The sequence below is a fragment of the Clostridium sp. AF22-10 genome, assembly GCF_003478725.1.
Classification (GTDB): Bacteria; Bacillota; Clostridia; order Lachnospirales; family Lachnospiraceae; genus Otoolea; species Otoolea fessa.
In genome coordinates this window covers 1-23,752 of the sequence record NZ_QUFZ01000005.1, presented here as the reverse complement: position 1 = coordinate 23,752, position 23,752 = coordinate 1, and the positions used below count along the sequence as shown (strand labels likewise).

13 protein-coding genes, 3 pseudogenes and 2 riboswitches are annotated in these 23,752 nt (G+C 51.0%); of the genes and pseudogenes, 5 read left to right on the top strand and 11 right to left on the bottom strand.

Annotated elements, in window-relative coordinates:
* Positions 1 to 30 precede the first annotated feature (30 nt).
* The 3 genes from DWX91_RS04895 to glgB are packed head-to-tail and all read right to left on the bottom strand — an operon-like array spanning position 31 to position 4,072.
* Entirely contained in the window at positions 31 to 594 is a 564-nt protein-coding gene (locus DWX91_RS04895; protein WP_118522233.1) for an HD domain-containing protein, read from the bottom strand.
* A 43-nt stretch (positions 595 to 637) separates the two neighbouring features.
* Positions 638 to 1,528, bottom strand: a complete 891-nt coding sequence (locus DWX91_RS04890; RefSeq protein WP_118469049.1) for a mechanosensitive ion channel family protein — start codon at positions 1,526 to 1,528, stop codon at positions 638 to 640.
* A gap of 21 nt (positions 1,529 to 1,549) precedes the next feature.
* Positions 1,550 to 4,072 (bottom strand): 1,4-alpha-glucan branching protein GlgB, encoded by a 2,523-nt coding sequence (gene glgB / locus DWX91_RS04885; RefSeq protein WP_243098972.1) that lies wholly within the window; start codon positions 4,070 to 4,072, stop codon positions 1,550 to 1,552.
* A 549-nt stretch (positions 4,073 to 4,621) separates the two neighbouring features.
* On the opposite strand from glgB, the gene lepB reads away from it, so the two are divergent.
* Both lepB and DWX91_RS04875 read left to right on the top strand, forming a co-directional pair.
* Positions 4,622 to 5,134 carry a signal peptidase I gene (gene lepB, locus DWX91_RS04880; RefSeq protein ID WP_227589452.1) on the top strand — a complete coding sequence of 171 codons (513 nt, stop codon included), beginning with the start codon at positions 4,622 to 4,624 and terminating at the stop codon, positions 5,132 to 5,134.
* Between the two features lie 35 nt (positions 5,135 to 5,169).
* Positions 5,170 to 6,489: an aspartate kinase gene (locus tag DWX91_RS04875; protein WP_118538434.1), complete on the top strand. Its 1,320-nt coding sequence runs from the start codon at positions 5,170 to 5,172 to the stop codon at positions 6,487 to 6,489.
* 387 nt (positions 6,490 to 6,876) lie between these two features.
* Here DWX91_RS04875 and DWX91_RS04865 read toward each other — a convergent pair whose 3' ends face one another.
* Positions 6,877 to 8,523 carry a DEAD/DEAH box helicase gene (locus DWX91_RS04865; RefSeq protein ID WP_107000818.1) on the bottom strand — a complete coding sequence of 549 codons (1,647 nt, stop codon included), beginning with the start codon at positions 8,521 to 8,523 and terminating at the stop codon, positions 6,877 to 6,879.
* Positions 8,524 to 8,937: 414 nt separating this feature from the next.
* On the opposite strand from DWX91_RS04865, the gene DWX91_RS04860 reads away from it, so the two are divergent.
* Positions 8,938 to 9,750, top strand: a complete 813-nt coding sequence (locus DWX91_RS04860) for an amidohydrolase family protein (protein ID WP_022359467.1) — start codon at positions 8,938 to 8,940, stop codon at positions 9,748 to 9,750.
* A gap of 96 nt (positions 9,751 to 9,846) precedes the next feature.
* On the opposite strand, the gene DWX91_RS04855 is transcribed toward DWX91_RS04860, so the two are convergent.
* Positions 9,847 to 11,505, bottom strand: coding sequence for a hypothetical protein (locus DWX91_RS04855; RefSeq protein ID WP_118538432.1), 1,659 nt, complete (start codon positions 11,503 to 11,505; stop codon positions 9,847 to 9,849).
* A 254-nt stretch (positions 11,506 to 11,759) separates the two neighbouring features.
* Positions 11,760 to 11,839, top strand: a riboswitch (ZMP/ZTP riboswitch).
* A 93-nt stretch (positions 11,840 to 11,932) separates the two neighbouring features.
* Here DWX91_RS04855 and pflB point away from each other — a divergent pair.
* Positions 11,933 to 14,227, top strand: a complete 2,295-nt coding sequence (gene pflB / locus DWX91_RS04850) for a formate C-acetyltransferase (RefSeq protein WP_118538476.1) — start codon at positions 11,933 to 11,935, stop codon at positions 14,225 to 14,227.
* A gap of 2 nt (positions 14,228 to 14,229) precedes the next feature.
* A pseudogene (locus DWX91_RS04845) lies at positions 14,230 to 15,041 on the top strand (radical SAM protein).
* Positions 15,042 to 15,236: 195 nt separating this feature from the next.
* Here the strand turns inward: DWX91_RS04845 and DWX91_RS04840 are convergent.
* From DWX91_RS04840 to DWX91_RS17175, 6 genes and pseudogenes are all read right to left on the bottom strand, one after another.
* Positions 15,237 to 15,925 (bottom strand): annotated as a pseudogene (locus DWX91_RS04840) (response regulator transcription factor).
* 49 nt (positions 15,926 to 15,974) lie between these two features.
* Entirely contained in the window at positions 15,975 to 17,450 is a 1,476-nt protein-coding gene (locus DWX91_RS04835) for a sensor histidine kinase (RefSeq protein ID WP_107000821.1), read from the bottom strand.
* Positions 17,451 to 17,718: 268 nt separating this feature from the next.
* Positions 17,719 to 18,905: pseudogene (gene metK / locus DWX91_RS04830) on the bottom strand (methionine adenosyltransferase).
* 78 nt (positions 18,906 to 18,983) lie between these two features.
* Positions 18,984 to 19,127, bottom strand: a riboswitch (SAM riboswitch).
* A 96-nt stretch (positions 19,128 to 19,223) separates the two neighbouring features.
* Positions 19,224 to 20,516, bottom strand: a complete 1,293-nt coding sequence (locus DWX91_RS04825; RefSeq protein ID WP_022359474.1) for a UDP-N-acetylglucosamine 1-carboxyvinyltransferase — start codon at positions 20,514 to 20,516, stop codon at positions 19,224 to 19,226.
* 290 nt (positions 20,517 to 20,806) lie between these two features.
* Positions 20,807 to 22,777, bottom strand: coding sequence for a hypothetical protein (locus DWX91_RS04820; protein WP_243098971.1), 1,971 nt, complete (start codon positions 22,775 to 22,777; stop codon positions 20,807 to 20,809).
* Between the two features lie 20 nt (positions 22,778 to 22,797).
* Entirely contained in the window at positions 22,798 to 23,286 is a 489-nt protein-coding gene (locus DWX91_RS17175) for a hypothetical protein (RefSeq protein ID WP_243098970.1), read from the bottom strand.
* Positions 23,287 to 23,752 lie beyond the last annotated feature (466 nt).

The window sequence follows — 23,752 nt, the reverse complement described above, 5'->3', positions numbered from 1 at the left end:
TGTCATCCTATGTTGTTTTTATGCTGCCGTTCATATATTTTGTAAACTACAACACCCTGCGATCCCGCCAAATACCTTGCCGCAGAGACGCACATATTCCTGATATTCCGGTGTCTCATTCAAGTCCTTTAAAAGGTCTATCATCGACGTGTAATACCACGCCTGTTTCTCTCTGTCCTTCATATTAAACCGCTGCCAGAGCTCCTCCCCGACCAACAGATAGTCACGCGCCATGCTGCGGATATTGCTCAGCTTGTCCGCCATCGTCAGGATCTTCTCCGCCGGACTCGCTGTTTTCAGATGTTCCAGCGTGTGCCCCTTGCGCTCAATCCAGGTTTTGGACTTATCCTCGCTCTCCGCCAAGACCAGATCTGCAACCCGGGTGCCAAACTCCTGTTTCAAATCCTCGTAGGTCACACCCGTGTCCTCGATCGTATCATGCAGAAGTGCCGCTGCCAGTATCTCCTCATCGTTCGTCAGCATCGACGCAATCAGCGCCGTCTCCAGCGGATGAACGATATACGGAATTCTGGTTCCCTTCCGATGTGCGCCCTTATGCGCCTGTTCTGCGAATTTTGCCGCTCTGTCAATCATGGTTGTTCCTCTGTCTATATTGCTTATACTGTTTAAACGATTGCTACTGTTTCAAATGTACATCCATCTTGTTGTATGGAATTTCGATGCCCGCCTCGTCAAATGACAGCTTGATCCGTTCCAGAATGTCCCATCTCGTCTGCCAGTAATCGGACGTCTCTACCCAGCCCCGGATACCAAGAACCACGCTGCTGTCGCCCAGGCTGTCCACAAATACCTTGATGTCCTCGTCCTTCTTCACCATCGGATGTTCCCTGTAAACGCGCTCTAACACTGCCTTTGCCGTCCGGATATCTGCCTCATAGGCGATACCGACCTTGAGTTCCAGCATCCGCTTGTCCATCGCCGTCACGTTGGTCACGGTTGAGTTTGAAAGGGTGCCATTCGGGATGGTAATTGCTTTATTATCGGTTGTCAGGATAGTCGTGTAAACCAGCCCGACCATCGAAACCCTTCCCTCCCCGGACGGGGAAATGATATAATCCCCCACCCGGAACGGTTTCATAATTAAAATCAAGAGTCCGCCCGCAAAGTTTCCAAGACTCTGCTGGAGCGCCAAACTCAGCGCAAGACCTGCCGCGCCAAGAACCGCCACAATCGAGGCGCTGTCCATGCCAAGCTGCCCTGCAATCATAAAAAGCAGGAATACATTCATCACAAACTGGGTCAGCGCCCGCAGGAAACGAGTCACCCCCACATCCATACCGGCATGCTCCATCGAGCGGGACAGCATCTTCTCGATCATCGAAATGACCTTACGTCCAATCAGGAAAATGATGAGCGCCACCAGTACCTTCTGTCCCAATGCCATAAGCCCCGGGCCAATCCGGTGCATGATCGCAGCCATCGTATCCACGTTCAAATTTGCCGGATCCGATAGTGACTCTGCTACCGCCGCGATCTCCTCGCCTGTCAGCTCTGCCGCTGTTGCCATCTATTTCATTCCTTCCTGTACTTACTCTTTTCCCACCTTTTTATCCAGACCTTCTTCCAATCCCGCCTGTCGTCTCGCAATCGAGGACAGACTGATAATCTTGGAGGAAAGCCCCGCCTTCGCCTCTGCCAGCTTATCTGAAATACCCGCCAGGCGTTCTGCTGCCGCAGCAGCTGTCCCCCCGGCTTTTCCATTGAATGCCGCCGCTGCATCCGCCATCATGCTCTGGAGATCGGTTTCAGCCTTTTCTTTTACACTCTTAGTGCTGTGGGTCGTCTTTTTCGTCTTCGCCGGTTTTTCTTTCTTCTCCGGCTCCGTCGGCGTGCAGCTGAAGACACTGATGCCAAGCGACGCCAGCTGGATCGTGATGGAATTTTCCTTTCCATCACATTCCTCTGCCTTCGAGGACTTCATACGCGGATTGACCTTTCCGCTTCCGCCGAACTTCTCCGCATCGCTGTTGAAAATCTCTTTGTATTTTCCCTTAAACGGTACGCCGACCGTCAGCTTCTCATGCAGCTGCGGGGCAAAGTTGCAGACAAAGAGCAGTGTCTCATCCGCGCCGCGCCGGAGAAATGCAATGATATTGTCCGCGGCATCCATGCAGTTGATCCACTCGAAGCCTTCCGTCTGATAATCTTTCTGATAGAGTGCCGGATGGCTGGTATAAAAGTGATTTAACTCCTTCACATACTCCTTCATCTGGCTGTGGATCGGATACTGCAGCAGCTCCCACTCGATCGATGCATTCTCATTCCACTCATCCATCTGGGCGAAATCCTGTCCCATGAAGAGGAGTTTCTTGCCCGGATGTCCCATCATAAAACCGTATGCCGCCCGCAGGTTCGCAAACTTGTCCTCAAACGTCTGTCCCGGCATCTTATTGACCAGGGAACCTTTTCCGTGAACCACCTCGTCGTGTGAGAAGACGAGGACGAAATTTTCACTGTAGGCGTAAATCATGCTGAAGGTCAGCTCATTGTAGTGGTGGCACCGGAAATATGGATCCTGCTCCATATAGCCCAGAAAATCGTTCATCCAGCCCATGTTCCATTTATAATCAAAGCCAAGACCGCCGTTCTTCACGTCACCGGTAACCTTCGGCCATGCCGTCGATTCCTCGGCAATCAGAATCGCGCCGTCCTTGCGTCCCCTGAAGACAGAGTTCAGATGCTTTAAGAACTCGACCGCCTCCAGATTCTCATGACCGCCGTACATATTGGCAATCCATTCACCCGGATTCTTGCCATAATCCAGATACAGCATCGACGCCACCGCATCAAACCGGATGCCGTCCGCGTGATAGCGGTCCGCCCAGAACATCGCATTCGCAATCAGGAAGTTTGAAACCCCCGGTCTGCCGTAGTTGTAGATCAGCGTACCCCAGTGCGGATGCGCCCCCTGTCTCGGATCCTTGTGCTCATAGAGGCAGCTTCCGTCAAACTGCGCCATGCCCCATGCATCACGTGGGAAATGTGCCGGAACCCAGTCAAGGATAACGCCAATCCCCTGTCCGTGCAGGTAATCCATAAAATACATGAAATCATCCGGTGTGCCGAAGCGGCTGGTCGGTGCGTAATATCCCGTCACCTGATAGCCCCACGAAGCATCCAGCGGATGTTCCATGACCGGCAGAAGTTCCACATGGGTATACCCCATTTCCTTCACATATTCCGCCAGCTTGACCGCGATCTCACGGTAATTGTAAAACTCCGATCCGACAATCTCGCGTCCTCTCTTATCCACCTCGGTCGGTTTTCGCATCCAGGAACCGAGATGTACCTCATAGATCGACATCGGCGCCGTCTTCGTGTCGAGCGCCGCCCGTTTCTTCATCCAGTCCTGATCGTTCCATTTATACTCGTCCAGATCCCAGACGATGGACGCCGTGTTCGGTCTAAGTTCCGCATAGTTCGCATAGGGATCCGCCTTGAGCGCCGGGTCACCGTTCTTGAACTTAATTTCATATTTATAAACAGCGCCCTTTTTTAGCTCCGGGATAAAAATCTCAAACACGCCCGAATCTCCCAACCGCCGCATCTGGCTGCGTCTGCCATCCCACAGGTTGAAATCACCGACGACGCTCACGCGCATCGCTTCTGGCGCCCAGACTGCAAAATAGACGCCGCTCACACCTTTGACCGTCATCGGATGCGCGCCCATCTTATTATAAATGCTGTAGTGGACACCCGCCTCGAATTTCTTCAAATCCGACTCCGTAAACTGCGGTGCAAAGGAATACGGATCGTGTATCTCGCTTAACGTACCATTATCATAAAACACAAGGAGGGTATAATCCGCCAGGGTCTTGCGCGGAATCAGCGCCGCAAAAAAGCCAGTCTCGTCCGCCATCTCCATCTGGTACTGCTTGCCGGTTGCCGAAAGTTTGACCGTAATATCGCGCGCCGTCGGAATAAATGCCTGTACCAGCATTCCCTCCGGCGTCATATGGGCTCCCAGCATCCGGTGCGGGTTTGCCGCTTCCGAATAGACAATTTCTTCAATTCCAGCCCAGTCCATCAGATCGTATAATGTTTTATCCATACATACGCCCCCTTGCGTTCCTTTGTGGTTTTTGGTTTTAGCTTCATTTTAGCATCCCGCGCCCAATAATACAATCATACACTTCAAAACATTTATGAATTTTCCCGAAATTTCGTGAAAAAACTTGATAAATCAAGGCATCTCATATACACTATTATGTCAGAAGGTTACCATTTACAGTAGCCTATTACTGCTCATGCGTTGCACAAACGTTACTGCCGTAGCAGACACCTTTGGAACTGAAAGTGCCATAAGATAACGTCACACAGACAGCAACAGCAGAGAGAGGAGATATATATGGAAGATCAAGATAGAGACCATATTTCGTCCCGAAGCAATTTCTCCGGGCGTTCCGATCAGGAACTGGATGAGATGCTCGATGAACTCCGCGCCGGAAAAATCGGCATCAACCAGCCAGGCCAGAACTCTTCGGAACACGATTTGGAAGATACGCCCGAAGAGAACAACAACGCTTCAGGTACCGGAAATGCCGCAAAATCCAAGAAGGGCAAGAGCCGCAAGGAAGGCTTCAATCTCAGGGACGAGGTCATAAGCTGGATTCAGGTCCTGGTTGCCGCCGCTATTATCGCATTCTGCGTCAACCATTTCATCATCGCCAACAGCGAAGTCCCGACCAGCTCGATGGAAACGACCATCATGGCTGGCGACCGCGTCATCGGCTCACGGTTAAGCTACAAATTCGGAGATCCGCAGCGGGGTGACATCGCCATTTTCATTTATCCGGATGATGAAGCGAAAGGCATCAAAACATACTATGTCAAACGTATCATCGGTATGCCGGGCGACACGATCGACATCGTAGACGGCAAGGTATACTTAAATGGTTCCGATACACCGCTCGACGAACCGTATCTGCATGAACCGATGGAACCGGAGGAACCGCAGCACTACGAAGTGCCGGATGGCTGCTATTTCATGCTGGGCGACAACCGGAACTATTCCAACGACGCCCGCCGCTGGACGCACAAATACGTCAAGCGCGACAAACTGGTTGCCAAGGTACTGTTCCAGTATTTTCCGAAGATCCAGAAACTGAATTAACCCCATATTTACTTTAGGAAGGAACAAAGAACATCATGAAGAAAGTAGTAAAGTTTGGCGGAAGTTCCCTCGCCAGCGCAAAACAGTTCAAAAAAGTCGGAGATATTATCCGTGCTGATAAATCCAGACTCTACGTTGTACCGTCTGCTCCGGGCAAACGCAACAAAAATGACACCAAGGTAACTGATATGCTCTATGCCTGCTACGAGGCAGCTTCCACCGGCGCAAGCTACGGCAAGCTTCTCTCCGCCATCAAAGAGCGCTATGAGCAGATCATCGACGGTCTGGAGTTAAACTTAAACCTTGATTATGAATTCAAGACCATCGAAGAAAACTTCATCGCCAAAAAGGGCAGCGATTACGCAGCTTCCCGCGGCGAGTACTTAAACGGTATCATCATGTCCCATTACCTGGGCTATGAGTTCATCGATGCAGCCGAGGTAATCTTCTTTGACGAGAATGGTACATTCCTGTCCGAGAAAACCAATGAAGAGCTGTCCGAACGCCTCGCGCACACTGAGCGCGCCGTCATCCCAGGCTTCTACGGGTCCAATCCGGACGGCACGATACACACCTTCTCCCGCGGTGGTTCTGATATCACCGGTTCCATCGTAGCCCGCGCGATTCACGCAGACCTCTACGAGAACTGGACCGATGTATCCGGTTTCCTGGTAACCGACCCGCGCATCGTGGAAAATCCGGTTCCAATCGAGACCATCACCTACAAAGAACTGCGTGAACTGGCTTACATGGGTGCAAGCGTCCTTCATGAGGATGCCATCTTCCCGGTACGCCGTGAGGGCATTCCGATCAATATCCGCAACACCAACAAGCCGGAGGATCCGGGTACACTCATCGTCGAGAATACCTGCCGGAAGCCGAAATACACCATCACCGGTATCGCCGGAAAGACTGGTTTCTGCTCTGTCACCATCGAGAAAGCGATGATGAACTCCGAAATTGGGTTTGGGAGAAAAGTTCTGGGTGTCTTCGAGGACTGCGGTATTTCCTTCGAGCATATGCCGTCCGGAATCGACACGATGACCATCTTCGTACACCAGTCCGAATTCGAACAGCATGAGCAGTTCGTTATCTCCAACATCCACCGCGCGGTACAGCCGGATTCCATCGAGCTTGAGTCCGATTTAGCACTCATCGCCGTCGTAGGACGCGGCATGAAATCCACCCGCGGAACCGCCGGACGTATCTTCTCCGCCCTGGCACACGCCCGCATCAACGTCAAGATGATCGACCAGGGTTCCAGTGAACTCAACATCATCATCGGCGTGAAGAACGCAGATTTCGAGGCGGCTGTGAAAGCGATTTATGATATTTTTATTACAGCGGAGCTGTAAGAGCAAATTTTAAAGTTATTAAGATAAAAAGTCATCTTTGAGACAAACAAAACATCTCAAAGATGACTTTTTATAATTTTATCTTTATGATATACTAATACAGCTACCACCCCTAGACAGGTGCAGAAAGGGGGTGTGCCATTTTGAATATATTTCTGTCTTTTCTTGTGTCCGTCGTGGCAAGTGTAATCGCCTATTACATATGCAAGTGGTTGGACGGACATCGTTAGGTAGTCAGCCAGAGGCTTAAGCCACCTCGCCCAAATGGAATAAAATCCCTCAGGTGTGCCCGCACCTGAGGGATTTGTTTTTGTGCCACTTTGAACACTTTTGTCTTTTCGCCTAATGGCATTATAGCATATGCCAAATATAATTTCAATATGCTCTTTACTTCCGGTTCGCCTTCTCCATATGCACGTTCTTGCCCTTGATCTTCGCACCGCGCATCGCCTGCAGTACAACGTCCGCATGCTCTCTCGGCACCTCGACGAATGTGTAATTATCGAACATATCAATACTTCCGACCATACGTCCCGGCATGCCGGATTCTCCGGCGATCGCACCGAGGATATCGCCTGGACGGATGCCCTGGTTCTTTCCGATGTTGATGAAGAGACGCGCTACGTCCTCATTTCTGCCACGGCTTCCTCTGCCGTTTCTTCCACCACGGCTGCGGCGGCTCTCATCCTCGAGATCCTCCAGCTCACGCAGCGGGCGGTTCTCCTCTAAGAGCTCCTCGCCCTCTTCGCCCATCATCATTTTGAGCAGCGCTGCTGCCAGATCGAGCGTCGTGTAGTCCTCTTCCAGCACACGTTTTTCTACAATATCGATCACCTTGCTCAGATCGCTGTCCTGCAGCACCTCGCCCACCTGGTCGAGAATCTTATCTGCCTTGATGGAGGTCACATCGTCCAGAGACGGAATCGCCTGCGGAATGATGCGGGTCTTGCAGTAGCGCTGGATCTCGCGCAGCTTGTAAACCTCTTTGCCGACTACGAGGTTAAACGCCTTGCCCTCGCGTCCGGCACGGCCGGTACGCCCGATGCGATGTACATAATACTCGTCATCCTGCGGTACATCATAGTTGAATACCGCCTCGACATCATCGACGTCGATACCGCGGGCTGCCACATCCGTTGCCACCAGAATGTCCGTCCGTCCGGTACGGAATGCACGCATGACACGGTCACGCTGCTCCTGTTTCAAATCGCCGTGAAGCCCTTCTGCAAAATAGCCGCGTCCCTGTAAGCCCTGTACCAGCTCATCGACCTGCTTTTTCGTGTTGCAAAATACCACTGAGAGCTTCGGATCATAGAGATCCAGCAGACGGCACATAACCTCCAGCTTGTTCTTCGGTTTTACTTCATAATAATACTGGGTTACCTTCGGAACGGTCAGCTCTTTCTTGACCACGCGCACAATCTGCGGATCTTTCTGGAAGTTCGTCGCGATCCGCTGAATCGCCTGCGGCATCGTCGCTGAGAACATCAGCGTCTGTCTCTCCTCCGGCAGTGCGCTTAAGATGGTTTCCATATCCTCTAAAAAGCCCATGTTCAGCATCTCGTCCGCCTCGTCGAGGACAACCGTGTGGATCTGATCCATCTTGACGGTTTTGCGGCGCATGTGATCCATCACACGCCCCGGCGTACCGATGATAACCTGCACACCATCCTTGAGGGAACGGATCTGACGTCCGATCTCCTGTCCGCCGTAGATCGGCAGAACCTTGACACCGTGCATGTATTTTGCCAGGCGGCGGATCTCCTCAGATACCTGGATGGCAAGTTCACGGGTCGGGCAGAGAATGATCGCCTGCGGCTTCTTATTCTTCGGATCGATCTTCTGTAACAGCGGAATACCAAACGCAGCCGTCTTACCGGTACCGGTCTGTGCCTGTCCGATGATATCCAGTCCCTGCAGTTCCAGCGGAATCGCCTGGCCCTGAATCGGAGAAGCCGCCTCGAATCCCATATCGGTGATCGCGCGCATGATCTTTGCATCTAACTCTAAATCTTCAAATCTGATTGTTTCCATTCTATTCCTTTCATTGTCTGATTAACGGTCTGCACATTCCGGAGATACATTTCATATATCATATTAGTTATCTTTTTTTTTGCATTCTTCCGGAATATTTACAAAAAAAGAAAGAGGCAGTTTGCCCCTTTGCAATACGCATAGCTATCACTATACCAGATCATAGTGTGGATGTCAAACAGATGGAGAAAAATTTGACATCCACCCCATTTGGGACTACACTAACAGTTGATTTCATACAGTTGCTGCATGCTCTATGAACCTGCCGGACTGTTACTGCATTTCTTATTCATATACACCCGAAGTTTTGTTGCACCGGATTTTCTCAAAACTTCCAGACATACATCACAGCAGAAAGGAGGACAGCGCCGTTCTTTTTCCAAAAGGTTTTTGATACAGGCGCCTGTTATCATTATGAAAATCATTGATTCACATTTGCACTTTTGTCCCGGTTACCCGCATTTCGATGAGATTGCCATCGAAGCCGGTCATATCAATAATGAAGAGCATCTGCGGGAATGCTTTCAGAAATATAATATCGTCGGCGGCATCGTCATGGGAAACCGCGGCGTTCACCCGGATAATCACACATACCCGGATTTTCTGCGCTATTGCGTCGGCGTCGAAGCACGAAAACTGACGCCGGAAAAGATTCAGAAGACATGCGATCTTGTCGAAGAAAACTTAAAACGGAATACCTGCGTCGGCATCAAACTCTATCCGGGATATGATTCCATCTACGTTACCGACGAGCGCTTCGAACCGATCTACGACCTCGCCAAGGCGTATAAAAAGCCGGTTGCCATCCACACCGGACAGACCGCCGGTTCCAAAGCATTCATCAAATACAGCCATCCGCTGACCCTCGATGAAGCCGCCGTCCGCCATCCGGATGTCCAGTTCGTCATGTGCCACTTCGGCAACCCGTGGCTGATGGATGCCGCCGCCGTTGTCGAGAAAAATGAAAATGTCGCCGCCGACCTCTCTGGGCTTTTAGAGGGCAAATTTGACATTCCGGAGTTTCTGGAAGAGCAGAGCGGGTATATCAGCACCCTGAAAACCTGGCTTGCCTACATCCGCGACTATGATAAGCTCATGTTCGGCACCGACTGGCCGCTCGCCAACTATGAAGATTACATCGAAATTACGAAACGGCTGATTCCGGAAAAATACTGGGAAACTGTGTTCTATCAGGCGGCGGAGCGGATTTATCATTGCAATTTTTAATGGATTTTTAGAAATCCTAACTCTTTTAAACCATAAAAAAGATACTGAAAACGGCTTATTTCAGGCTGTTCCCAGTATCTTTTTTATCTCAAACCATCATTCTTTCCCGGCACCTGTCACGTCTAAAAATACATCCGCCACTCTTTCCATCCCCAGATACGCATACGGCAGCAGCAGCATAAAATACACCACCGAATACTGCCCCTTCGCCTCCCAGACCAGATGGAACAGGAATCCCCCAATAAACACGATTCCCGGAAGCAGCATCCCCCATCTGTCCGGTTCTCCACGTTCCTGCCTCTCCCAGACCGTTTCCATTCCCTGTTTTTTCACAGCTTTCACAGTTTTTTCTGCCTTTTCTGCTTCTATCCTCTTTTCCCATGTTCGTTTCATCAGGACATGCTTACTTCGGCTTCCTTTGGCACTCATCCCGGCAATCACCCATACACACGCCATCGCATACACAAACGTCTGCAACAGATTCGCCGCAAAAACATAGAGCCGGTTCAGACCCCCTTCTTCCTTGAAAAGCTCCCATGGCGGGCTTCCCTCCGCCCAGGAGGTATTTCCCACCTCCTGGATCCAGAGACTCTGAAAGGTCGGTTCCGCCCAGATTGACTCGATCTTCCGAACAAAGAAATCAGCGGCTTTCGCCGGTTCCCCTGCCATATCTGAAATCGTTCTCCGCAAATCTGCCTGCGCCCATGCGGCCGCCAGATCCGCATCCCCATCTGCCTTCTGAAAGAGTTTTACCTGATAGCCATTGTACCAGCCCGGTCCACGTTTGCTCTCCTCCAGTCCCATCTGCACCCAGGCAATCATCGGCGCACCGTCCGATACCGTGCGTCCGGTCACGGAAGAAATTCCTGTCTGAATCCCCCGGTTTCCAATCACATACACTGTAATCAGAAGCACCGCTGCCACCAGCAGGCGTGCTTTCCTTCGAAAGACTCCCGAGGATGCCAGATACAAAAACAGCGCCACCAGCACAATCTCATAATTCGACTTGAGGATCACCGCCGCCGCTACTGCTGCCGCGCCAATCCAGAAGTCTCTTCCCCGCCCCTCTTCCACATACCGCATCAGACGTTCCATCGCCAGACACGAAAGTCCAAATCCTGGCATCGTGCCGTACACGAAGAGGATATAGAAAGAAAATGGCAGACAGCACGCCATCCACAAAAGCAAGCTGCACCTTTCGTTTCCCCGGACCGTCATCCGCTGCAGGCTCACGATTCCCAGAATAAAAAAACCGATATTTAAAATCTGGAAAACTGCATACGCCACATCCCCAAAGAAAAATACCAGCACTGCCATATAGAGAATCAGCCCGTTCTGAGACGGGTAAGTGTACGCATACCCAAGCGGTCCTTCCGCTGTCCCATACGAATACGCCACCGGCTCCCAGGCGCTGAAATCGCCCTGCAGAAGTCCCTGCGCAGACGCCATACACTGATGAGAGTCAGAACCGCCCCAGGACGGGACAAGGAGAATCCAAAAAAGATAGGCAGCAGCCGCTAAAAGAAGCCACTGGTTCTTCCGGCACTTTCGTTCCTTTCTCCGCCTGTAAAACACCGTCAGTCCAATCACACCCGCACCAAAAAACAGGTGCAGAAACAGACTGTCCCTTCCATACTGTACAATCTCAGAACCTCCATAGACCCGGCAGGTCACAACCGCGCTGAGCAGTGTCAGGAAAAAAAGAATTCCTCCCAACAAAATCCGCACCAGCCCGACACAAAATTTTTCCAGCATTTTCTTCCTCACTTCTGTCATTTCTGTCAAATTCAGGTTTCATCATTACTGTTCAAGCATCGTGCCCAGCAACTTTTTATCCCTTTTTCATTCCCATCTGCCCTAAAACTTTACTCATTTTATCAAGTCATTTGCCAAATGTCCACTCTTTCCGGCACTCTTTTTGTTACTATGAACAGCTACGGATTTGAACCGTTACCTCTTCCCCAAAATATAGCTTGACATTCCTCTTCGGTTCTGATATATCTTAAACATAGCAGTCATACAACTGACGGATAAGTGGATTAACCACATGAAGTATGACTGGAAATTGCCGACCGTCTGGGCGTCACAGCACAGACCGTGGGTATTTTTTTTACTTTTTTTCACTCTCACTGTCTCTGCTGGGATCGAAATTTTTCAACCAGGAGGGAAACACATGTCTGCTATGTATCAAACATTCCAAAACACACCTATCTTCCAAACGGCCTGGAGAGATTTTCTGGGCTCCAAATGGACCGACGAAGTGAACGTCCGCGATTTCATCCAGAACAACTATACGCAATATGATGGCGATGAAAGCTTTCTCGCTGCCCCGACCAGTGCCACTCATCTGCTCTGGGAACGCCTTCAAAAGCTTCAGAAGGAAGAGCACGAAAAGGGCGGTGTGCTCGAATGCGAAACTGAAATCGTATCCAGCCTGACCGCCTACGGTCCGGGATATATCGATCCGGAGCTTAAAGATCTGGAACGCATCGTCGGACTTCAGACCGACAAACCACTCAAGCGGGCATTTATGCCATTCGGCGGAATCAAGATGGCGGAGGAAGCCGCCAAAACCTACGGCTACCATGTCAATCCAAAATTTCATAAAATCTTTACCGAATACCACAAAACCCACAACCAGGCCGTCTTCGATGCATATACCCCGGAAATGAAAGCCGCCCGCCACTGCCATATTGTCACCGGGCTTCCGGATACCTACGGACGCGGCCGAATCGTAGGCGACTACCGCCGGATCGCCCTGTACGGAATTGATTTCCTAATTCAGGAAAAGAAAAAGGATCTGGAACGCTGCGGAAATGGTGCCATGTTTGATGACATCATCCGCCAGCGGGAAGAGCTCGCCGAGCAGATCCGCGCTCTAAAGGGCATTCAGGAGATGGCTGCCATCTATGGTTTTGATATCTCCCGTCCGGCTTCCAATGCCAAAGAAGCCGTCCAGTGGCTCTACTTCGGTTACCTCGCTGCCGTTAAGACCCAGAACGGTGCCGCCATGAGTGTCGGACGCGTTTCCACCTTCCTTGATATCTACATCAACCGGGATTTAACAGAAAAAACACTGACCGAAGCCGAGGCACAGGAATTAATCGACCATATGACAATGAAATTCCGCATGGTAAAATTTGCCCGGATTCCATCCTACAACCAACTTTTCTCCGGCGATCCGGTCTGGGCAACGCTGGAGGTTGCCGGTCTGGGACAAGACGGGCGTCCGATGGTAACGAAAAACGATTTCCGCTTTTTACATACGCTGGAAAATATGGGACCGTCCCCGGAACCAAACCTGACCGTCCTTTACTCTTCCCGCCTGCCAGAGGCATTTAAGAAATATGCTGCCAAAATCTCCATCAACACATCCTCGATCCAGTATGAAAACGACGATGTCATGCGTCCGATCTGGGGGGATGACTACAGTATCTGCTGCTGCGTCTCCGCCACCCAGACAGGCAAGGAAATGCAGTTGTTCGGTGCCCGTGCCAATCTTGCCAAATGCCTTCTCTATTCCATCAACGGAGGCAGAGACGAGAAATACACTACCAAAGACGGACGCCCGATGCAGGTTGGTCCGGCGTATACGCCGATCACATCCGAATACCTCGATTATCAGGAAGTCATGCATAAATACGATCAGATGCTGGACTGGCTGGCGGGCATTTATGTGAATATCCTCAATTTGATTCACTATATGCACGATAAATATTACTATGAATCCGCTGAGATGGCGTTGATCGACACGGATGTCCGGCGTACCTTTGCCACCGGAATCGCCGGTTTCTCCCACGTGGTCGATTCTCTCTCCGCGATCCGGTATGCAAAAGTGAAGGTCATCCGTGATGAATACGGCATCGCCCGCAAGTTTGAGACAGAGGGCGATTTCCCACGCTACGGAAATGATGACGACCGCGCCGATGAGATTGCCGTATGGCTGTTAAAAACCTTTTTACATAAAGTAAAAAAATACCACACCTACCGGAATTCCGAGGCAACCACCTCCATCCTCACGATTACCTCCAATGTTGTATATGGCAAGGCAACCGGCGCACTTCCGGACGGACGACCGGCATTCACCCCGTTTGCCCCAGGCGCAACTCCTTCCTACGGCGCAGAGCAGAACGGTCTGCTCGCTTCTTTAAACTCGGTCGCAAAGCTTCCATATGAATATGCGCTCGACGGCATCTCCAACACAGAAACGATTGCACCGGGGGCGCTCGGTCACTCCGAGACAGAACGGAAAAACAACCTGGTTCACGTCCTGGACGGATATTTTGATCAGGGCGCGCATCATTTAAATGTAAATGTCTTTGGAATCGAAAAACTGAAAGACGCGATGGAACACCCGGAAAAACCGGAATATGCCAACTTCACCATCCGTGTTTCCGGATATGCCGTTAAATTTATCAATCTGACCAGAGAACAGCAGCTCGACGTGATCGCCCGTACCTGCCATGAGGTGCTGTAACGATGCATACCGGTTATATTCATTCCATCGATACCTTCGGCTCCGTAGACGGTCCCGGTGTCCGCTTCGTGGTATTCATGCAGGGCTGTCTCATGCGCTGCCGCTACTGCCACAATCCGGATACATGGGTACTGCCAAAGGGACTTTCCCTCCCGGACGCCTCCACCCGCACTTCCGGCGCATCCGCTCTTTCCGAGGTGTTTCTTGTCCATCTAAACACACCGGTTCGCAGGAAATCACCCCGGAAGCACTTCTTCGCCAGGCACTCCGCTACCGGAGTTACTGGCGCGGGGGCGGCGGCATCACCGTCAGCGGCGGAGAACCGCTCCTTCAAGCTGACTTTTTGTGTGAATTTTTCCAGCTTGCCAAAGAACAGCACATTCACACCACACTGGACACCGCGGGACAGCCATTTACCACCGCCGAACCTTTCTTTTCCCGCCTGACCACGCTTTTAGAGCACACCGATCTTATTATTCTGGATCTGAAACACATCGATCCAGAAAAACATCGTCTTCTGACTGGGCACTCCAACGAATCCATTCTTTCCTTTGCCCGGTTTTTAGACCAGATTCATAAGCCCATGTGGGTCCGGCATGTTTTAGTCCCCGGCATTACCGATGATCCAGCCAACCTGCATGGAATCCGTGCATTTCTGGACACACTTTCAAATGTGGAAAAGGTAGAAATTCTCCCCTACCACACGCTCGGCATCTATAAATGGGAAACGCTTGGCATTCCCTATTCCCTGTCCGGCATCCGTATCCCGGACGAAAACGATCTGAAGCGGGCAAACCAAATCCTGTTGGAATAAAAAAGAATGTGCCTTGGCACATTCGGGCGTCTCGCGCGGTCGCTTGCGACATGTTTCTGCTTCGCGCGAGTGCGCATCCTCGCGGAGCATTTTATATTTCATAGGACGCAATTTCCTATGAAATATAAAACGGCCCTTGGAAAGCGCTCCTGTTTGCGTTTCCCAAGGGTCGTTTTTATGTGGCTTATCCAGTCATCAGACTTTAAACCGGTATCCAACGCCCCATATCGTCTCAATATACTGCGGTTTCGCCGTGTTGAACTCGATCTTCTCACGGATCTTCTTAATATGCACGGTAACCGTCGCGATATCTCCCAACGACTCCATATCCCAGATCTCGCGGAAGAGTTCTTCCTTGGTAAATACATGGTTCGGGTTCTGTGCTAAAAAGGTCAGCAGGTCAAATTCCTTCGTCGTGAAGTTCTTCTCCTCGCCGTTGATGTAAACGCGGCGGGCAGTCTTATCAATCTTGAGTCCCCGGATCTCGATGATCTCGTTTTCCGGCATACCGCTGCCGATCAGGCGCTCATAACGCGCCAGATGCGCCTTGACACGCGCCACCATCTCGCTCGGACTGAATGGTTTCGTGATATAATCGTCCGCGCCCAGTCCCAGACCGCGGATCTTGTCAATATCGTCCTTTTTCGCAGATACCATGATGATCGGTGTGTTTTTTACTTCCCGGATCTTCTTGCAGATCTCGAAGCCATCGACCCCTGGCAGCATCAGATCAAGAATCAGAGGTCAAAATCTTCCTCCATGCCGCGTTTCAGTCCCGTTTCTCCATTATTTTCTATCTCAACCTCAAAACCAGAAAGCTCCAGATAGTCTTTTTCCAGCTCTGCAATACTCTCCTCGTCTTCTACGATTAATATTCTGCTCATCTGTGAATTCCTCCTGCTGTTTTTATTTAAACGACCAAACTTCAAATCACTATGCCCCGACATACTTGCGCAAAACGAAATGGATCTCCGTTCCGATGCCTTCCTTGCTGGTCGCCCAGATGCGTCCGCCGTGATCTTCGATAATCTTCTTTACGATCGAAAGCCCGATGCCGCTGCCGCCCTTGGACGAATTTCTCGACGAGTCCGTCCGGTAGAAACGGTCGAAAATATACGGCAGATCTTTCGCCGCGATTCCCTTTCCGTTGTCCTCGATGATGACCTGGATAAAATCGCCGTCATCCTTGATGCGGATATTTAAAATACCCTTTTTCTTGTCCAGATATTTGAGCGAATTTCCGATAATGTTGTTGATCACTCGCTTCATCTGCTCCGCGTCCGCGATCACGACCACATCCTCGTCCACATAGTTGAAATATCCCAGCTCGATGCCGCGCGTCTCCATATCCAGACCAACTTCCTCAACACAATCACCAAAATATTCCGCCACATTGATCTTTGAAAAGTTGTACGGAATCTTGTTCGTATCAATCTTCGAATAGAACGTCAGCTCGTCAATCAGTCGATCCATATCGTTTGCTTTATTATAAATCGTCCGAATATATTTATTCAATTTCTCAGGTGAAGAAGCCACGCCATCCTGAATGCCTTCCACATACCCCTTGATCGCCGTGATCGGAGTCTTCAGATCATGGGAAATATTGCTGATCAGCTCTTTGCTCTCCTTGTCGTACTGGAGTTTTTCTTCCTGCGATTCCTTGAGACGCAGACGCATCTCCTCGAAATCCTGGCAGAGCATTCCGATCTCATCTTCATCATCCACATCGAGCGTAAAGTCCAGATTTCCATCCCGGATCTGCTTGGTCGCCTCCTGCAGCTTGTGCAGCGGACGCAGCAGAGAACGGTAGATCCACATGATCAGCAGACCGCCCATAAAACTGATGATCAGCACGCCGAGAAGCAGCATCTCTCCGAGCAGCGCCTTGATCTCCGGCACATAATCCCCGACGTTCGTCACGATGAACACACTGCCCTGTGAATCATCTGAAAACCGGAAATCGATCTGTTTGACCAGATGCTGTTCCTCGCCATCCATGTAAATACTGCCTGCCATACTTCCCTGATCACCGTACGGCGCCAGCCGTTCGCAGAGCTCGCGTCCATCCTCGCTTCCGCAGAATGTGATGTCCTTGCCCTTGCGGATGACCAGATACGAATATTTATCGCGCAGTTCTTCATTGACCTTGTTCAAATAAGCCGGTTCTTCAAATAAATCTGTATTTTCCCCGACCGCCTCGCGGATCTCCTCCTGGATTCCCTGCGTCAGCCGGTTAAACACCTGTGTCTGATTGCCGGAGAGCAGATCGATCTGCTCCGACAGCCCGTATGTTTTCTGAAACAGATGCTCCTGATAATTTACGAGTCCGAACGCCGCCACAAATATGAGCACAATCGGAACGACCGTAATCGTCACAAAAGCAATCGCCAGACGTGTGCGTATCTTCATCCTATTTCCTCCAGTCATTGCCCGGTCTGATACCAGATTGCTCCTACAAAAATCCTCCCGCAAAACTGCGTCGGACTTCTGCGCTTTTGCTCCTGATATCTTCCACAAATAGTGTATCATATTTTGCAGATTACGTCTCTAAAAGTATTATAAATAAAAAAGCATGTGCCTTTTTGTGTAATAAAAGAGACTGCCGCAAAAGCGGCAGCCCCCTCGTTCTGATCTTATGATTTTTTACGGGCAGATATCCCTGCAGCGTTTCCTACTTTTACAGATACGCCTTTAATTCATCCACCTTATCCAGCTTCTCCCACGGAAGATCCAGATCGTCGCGACCGAAATGTCCGTATGCAGCCGTCTGTTTGTAGATCGGGCGGCGCAGGTCAAGCATCTTGATGATGCCAGCCGGACGCAGGTCAAAGTGCTTGCGGATCATCTCAACCAGCTGATCCTCACGCAACTTGCTGGTTCCGAATGTATCTACCATGATGGAGGTCGGCTGTGCAACACCGATCGCATAGGAAAGCTGAATCTCACATCTGTCTGCCAGTCCGGCTGCTACGATGTTTTTCGCAACATAGCGGGCTGCGTATGCAGCAGAACGATCCACTTTTGTGCAGTCTTTTCCGGAGAATGCGCCGCCGCCGTGACGCGCCATGCCGCCGTAGGTGTCCACAATGATCTTACGTCCGGTCAGGCGCTGTCTCCGTGCGGACCGCCGATAACGAAACGTCCGGTCGGATTGATAAAGAATTTTGTATTCTCATCAACCATCTCTGCCGGCAGAATCTCGTCAAATACATATTTTTTAATATCCTTATGGATCTGCTCCTGGGTTACTTCCTCGTCATGCTGGGTGGAAAGAACCACTGCATCCAGACGGGATGGTTTGCCGTTCTCATCGTACTCTACGGTTACCTGTGTCTTGCCGTCCGGGCGCAGGTAGCGCAGGGTTCCGTCTTTGCGGACCTTGGTCAGCTGGCGTGCCAGTTTGTGTGCCAGATAAATCGGATATGGCATATATTCATCCGTTTCGTTGGTCGCATAACCAAACATCATACCCTGATCGCCGGCACCGATTGCCTCCAGCTCCTCGTCGGTCATCTTGTTCTCTTTTGCTTCCAGCGCTTTATCAACTCCCATCGCGATATCCGGGGACTGCTCGTCCAGTGCCACGATCACGCCGCAGGTATCACAGTCAAAACCGTATTTCGCACGGTCATAACCGATCTCACGGACGGTATTGCGGACTACCTTCTGGATATCCACATAGCCTTTCGTTGTGATCTCGCCCATAACCATAACCAGACCGGTTGTCGTCGCCGTCTCACAAGCCACACGGCTCATCGGATCCTGCTCTAAGAGCGCGTCCAGAATCGCATCGGAAATCTGATCACACATTTTATCCGGATGTCCTTCGGTTACTGATTCAGATGTAAAAAGTAATCTCTCCATATTTCCTCCTTTGATAAGTTTGTCGTAAGACATAAAAAAAGTCCGCAGCAACACGGACTTGATTATCTCGATCAAATCCTCTTATTGCTCGATAAACCGATCTCCCGGTTCCTCGCTCAGGCTGGCACCTTCCGTTCCCTGCTGAGACCAATTTTCAGTCCCATGTAACGGGGTTGCCGTGACTTCATAGATCCTTTGTATCTCCATCACTCTGAATAAGGGATATATACGAACTTTTTAATTGTTAAAAGTTTCAACAGTACGATAACATACTCCGCGGTGTCTGTCAAGCAATATGTGACACCGCATTCTTTTTTATCAGCCCACTTTGAGTCTGAACTTCTGCGCCTCTTTCTCGGAATCGACTTTCTCGATCACCGCGCCAAGTCCCTGCAGCTTCTTCTCAAAATGCTCATAGCCTCTCTGGATATAACCGATCTCATCAACGGTCGTATATCCTTCCGCTGCCAGCCCCGCAATGACCAGGGCAGCGCCTGCGCGCAGATCTGGTGCCTCCACCTGTGCTCCAGTCAGCTTCTTCACGCCGGTAATGATCGCGGTATTGCCCTCAACCTTGATGCGTCCACCCATGCGGGCAAGTTCGTCCACATATTTAAAACGGTTTTCAAAAATACTCTCGGTCACTACACTGGTTCCCTCTGCCAGTGCCAGTGTCACGGTGATCTGCGGCTGCATATCAGTCGGAAATCCCGGATACGGAAGTGTCTTGATATCGGTATGCACATGGCTCGGGCGTCCCACAACACGAACCGCCTCATCAAACTCCGTCACCTCACAGCCCATCTCGATAAGCTTCGCAGAAATTGCTTCCAGATGCTTCGGAATGACATTCTGTACCATCACGTCGCCGCGGGTGATCGCTGCCGCACACATAAATGTACCTGCCTCGATCTGGTCCGGGATGATCGAATATTCGGTTCCATGCAGCTTGTGGACGCCGCGGATGCGGATCACGTCGGTTCCGGCACCCTTGACATTGGCTCCCATGCTGTTTAAGAAGTTCGCCACATCGACGACATGTGGTTCTTTCGCCGGATTCTCGATGATCGTCTCGCCCTCTGCCAGCGTCGCTGCCATCATGATATTGATCGTCGCGCCGACCGACACCATATCCAGATAAATATGGGTACCAACTAAATCAATCGCATGTGCGAGCACCGCGCCATTTTCCACCTGTACCTTCGCACCGAGGGCACGGAAGCCCTTTAAATGCTGGTCGATCGGACGGCTGCCGATGTTGCATCCGCCCGGAAGCGGAACCTGTGCGCTTTTATACTTGCCAAGCAGGGCGCCAATAAAATAGTAGGAAGCCCGGATCCGGCGGATGTACTCGTCATCCACATGGATCGCATGAATCCCCTTCGCATTGATGCGGACAGTGTGCCGGTCAATCCGGTCTACCATCGCGCCAATCTCCGAAACAGCCTCCAGAAACACGTTGATATCACGCACGTCCGGCAGATTTTCTATTAAAACATCCTCGTCCGTCAGAATCGATGCCGCCAAGATTCCCAGCGCCGCATTCTTCGCTCCGCTGATAGTCACTTCGCCTACCAGCGGATTTCCGCCCTTCATAATAAATTGTTCCATTCTGCACCTCAAAATCTATTATCTTACGATACTTACACGCGCCAGACGGCGCCTCAAATCTTTAATATTTTCTTAAATTTATATCATGTTATCTACATGATTATATCATAACATCTCAATTTGTAAAGCACTGGCTTTCCGTTTATTACTGTTCACGCATATGTGCCCAGTAATGGAATTTGCCGTGGCTTCGCATTCTAATACGGCAAATTCCTGCTGCCACCACGTTTTCTTACGGCACTTTCGGTTCCAAAAGTGCCTCCCCGTGAACAGTAACTTCCGTTTTCTCCTTAATTAGCAAGGAAACAGATGAAATCATTGCCTCCATTTCCCTCGAAAAATGCTGCTGCATCGTTGAGTCCCATCTTATCCGTGTAGGCAAATTCCGTGCCCGGATACCAGAGACAGGAGATGTTGTACGCGTCGTATCCACAGATCAAACCATAGCTTCCGTCTCCCAGATATGCCACCACTGGCATGCCCGCGTAGACAAAGTAGAGAATCTGGTTCAGCGTCAGCCCGCGTGCGTCGATTAACTCTGTGCCATCCGAGGAGGTCGTCTTTCCGTCCGCCATATCCGACAGATAGCGGCTGACGGTTCCCGCCATATTCTGTACGTCGCGGATTGTCTTCGCGTCGCTCCGGTTTGCTCTCACCCAGACAACCCGGTCATTTTCATCCGTTACGAGTCCCATGCCATCGTAAGCTGCCTGCACCGCGCTGGAAAATTCCGCATACGAGCCTTTCAGGCGTCCCTCGCTGTAGGCACTGTAAATCCGCTGTGCAGCCGCGCCATTGTTCTGAAGCACAATCACATCATTTTCTTCTGCTGCCACCTGCTTCGGAACATGCACCTTCGTGCTCCGTGCCGTCTTGCCTGCATCCAGCTTGACGCAGTAGAGACGCCCCTTTGCGCTGTCATTTAATGTAGCGATTCCATCCAGTGGATCTTTCGACACTTCCTCATTACAGACCAGCGTGTCCTCGTCCATCGGCTGATAGCCGCTTCCTATCTGGTGCATCCGTGACAGATGAACCCGGCTGTCCTGAATCCGCACATCCACCAGGCTGACACCCGGCTTCTCATAGCGGGTCTCCATCTCCATATTGCTGCCGACGATCTCGACCGCATACAGCGGAAGCCCCGTCACGCGTCCGTCCATCGTAAGCTGCTCGTTCGGATGGGCAAGCCCGTAGACTAAGTCGGTTCCGACAAATCCGATCAGCCGGATCACGGTCTGCTCCTGGAAGGAAATCTCATCCTTCTTGCCTGTCTCCAGATTCATGACATGCAGCTTGGTCGAACGGTAAATATCCGCCCCATCCTGCCACGCAATCCGGGAGGCATCCGTGCTGACTGCAAAATTTTCCTCCGTCAGGCCATCTGCCACCACCATGTACTCTTTTCCCGTCAGATCGACACTGTAAACCGCATGGTTCATCAGCACATACAGCGTCTGCCCGCCGCTTAAGTAGCACAGCTGGTTGATATCCTGGCGCAGGTTGCCGTAATCGGTCGATGCCGGCAGATACAGCCGCTCTGTCAGGGCATTTCCCGCAGTCTCATAGCGGTACAGCGCGATTCCCGTCGTTCCCTCGTGGTTACCGCGGCTCATATAGCCGTACACGGCAAAATCAATCTGGCCTGCCTCGCTCACATCCAGAATCTTGATTCCGTAGGTATCATAATTGACCCTCGTATCATTCTCGCTCTTGCGGAACGCAAATACCTTTGTGCTCTCTTTTTTTCCTGTATCATAAATCCAGAGCGCCCGGTTTGCCACAAAGGCACGGTATTTTCCCGCTTCATCCTGCATCGACTGCAGATCCTCCGCATCCGAAACCCCCAGCTGAATCCGGTCGCCAGAATAGGCGCTGCTCTCCCCCGTAAAAATCTGGTCCGCGCGGCGGTCATAATTCATCATGTAGATGCGCTGTGCGCCCAGCTTCATCGTGAAGCTCTCGATCACATCGTAATAAGCAGCCGCCTTGCCATCCTTCATCTCACTTACAACATACTTTAAATCGATCGTCCCAATGATGCCTTGCAGCTCCCGCAGATGAATTTCCGGTTCGCTGACCCGCTCCATCGAAAGCCCTTTCCAGGTCAGCTGGCTGAAATCGCTTTTTAACGTCACATGTCCCAACGAACTGTTGTCCGCATTCGGATCCGTCTCCAGATAGGTCGTCAGCTCCCTCGCTGAATCATAATCAAACGTCTTTTCAGAAAAGGACACCGCCAGATCGACCATCTCCTGCACACGGCTCTCCTGCTGCCACATCACGCGCGTGTAAAATAGATCGCCGGGTGCTTTTCCGTCGTGATCGCAATCGTTAAGCGGTATTCGCTTTCCTCCGTCAGAAGGTTCTGGATCGGAAGCTCCGCAGAAACCTCTTCCCCTGACTGTTCCCAGTGGTCAAGCGTTGTCCGTTCTACCAGACGTTCGCCGTCCAGACTGCGGATCTCATACTGCATCCCCGTAATCTGGGAGTCCAGCTTGTCGATCGTCACCGACAGTTTCCGGTCTGCCGGAAGCAGCGTCAGATCCCCGCGTCCAGCCGCTTTCTGGCTGTCCTCCACGAAACCGTCCAGCTCGTTCATCCGCCGCCCCAGAATATTCACATAAGCGACTGGAAGGTTCGCGTCCTCAATCGAAGTATAGACTGCCCCATCCTCCCGCAGCTGCATCCAGGACCAGGTAAAATAACCGGCTACTGCCAGCACAAATAAGATCAGTAAAATCAGTATCTTTTTCAGGTTTTTCTTCATATATCAAATCAATTCCTTTTATCGCTCCACCATACCAGTTCCGTATCTTCACAGGTACAGGAAAATCTACCCGCCGAACTGTTTCCGTTTTGTCATGCACGCCAAAAACTGCCGCAGGCACCCATCTGTCCCGGCGGCAGCCTTTGTTTCAGTATAACACAAGCAGGCTCCAAATTCCAGAATTTCTATGATTTGTAAGAACTCCGATTGTGTTACTGTTCACACATACGTGCCCAGTAACCCGATTGTTCTTTTTCCAAATCGGTAAAATTCGTTGTCACAACTGGATGTTACCGCATTTTAATTCAAAAAATTTACACCTGAAAATTGCAATTTCAGCACTTCCGACACCGTCTTCGCTCCTGCAGCTCATTCATTAATAAAACCTGAAGAAAATCCTGAAGCGGCGCTCCCCACGGATTCCCCGGTCTCCCCGGGCGCCGATCCCGGCGGCGGGGGCGGCGGC

Excerpts from the sequence above, each read along its gene's own strand:
- DWX91_RS04895 (WP_118522233.1), bottom strand. The coding sequence starts at position 594 with ATGATTGACAGAGCGGCAAAATTCGCAGAACAGGCGCATAAGGGCGCA.
- DWX91_RS04890 (WP_118469049.1), bottom strand. The coding sequence starts at position 1,528 with ATGGCAACAGCGGCAGAGCTGACAGGCGAGGAGATCGCGGCGGTAGCA.
- glgB (WP_243098972.1), bottom strand. The coding sequence starts at position 4,072 with ATGGATAAAACATTATACGATCTGATGGACTGGGCTGGAATTGAAGAA.
- DWX91_RS04875 (WP_118538434.1), top strand. The coding sequence starts at position 5,170 with ATGAAGAAAGTAGTAAAGTTTGGCGGAAGTTCCCTCGCCAGCGCAAAA.
- DWX91_RS04865 (WP_107000818.1), bottom strand. The coding sequence starts at position 8,523 with ATGGAAACAATCAGATTTGAAGATTTAGAGTTAGATGCAAAGATCATG.
- DWX91_RS04860 (WP_022359467.1), top strand. The coding sequence starts at position 8,938 with ATGAAAATCATTGATTCACATTTGCACTTTTGTCCCGGTTACCCGCAT.
- DWX91_RS04855 (WP_118538432.1), bottom strand. The coding sequence starts at position 11,505 with ATGCTGGAAAAATTTTGTGTCGGGCTGGTGCGGATTTTGTTGGGAGGA.
- pflB (WP_118538476.1), top strand. The coding sequence starts at position 11,933 with ATGTATCAAACATTCCAAAACACACCTATCTTCCAAACGGCCTGGAGA.
- DWX91_RS04835 (WP_107000821.1), bottom strand. The coding sequence starts at position 17,450 with ATGAAGATACGCACACGTCTGGCGATTGCTTTTGTGACGATTACGGTC.
- DWX91_RS04825 (WP_022359474.1), bottom strand. The coding sequence starts at position 20,516 with ATGGAACAATTTATTATGAAGGGCGGAAATCCGCTGGTAGGCGAAGTG.
- DWX91_RS17175 (WP_243098970.1), bottom strand. The coding sequence starts at position 23,286 with ATGAAGAAAAACCTGAAAAAGATACTGATTTTACTGATCTTATTTGTG.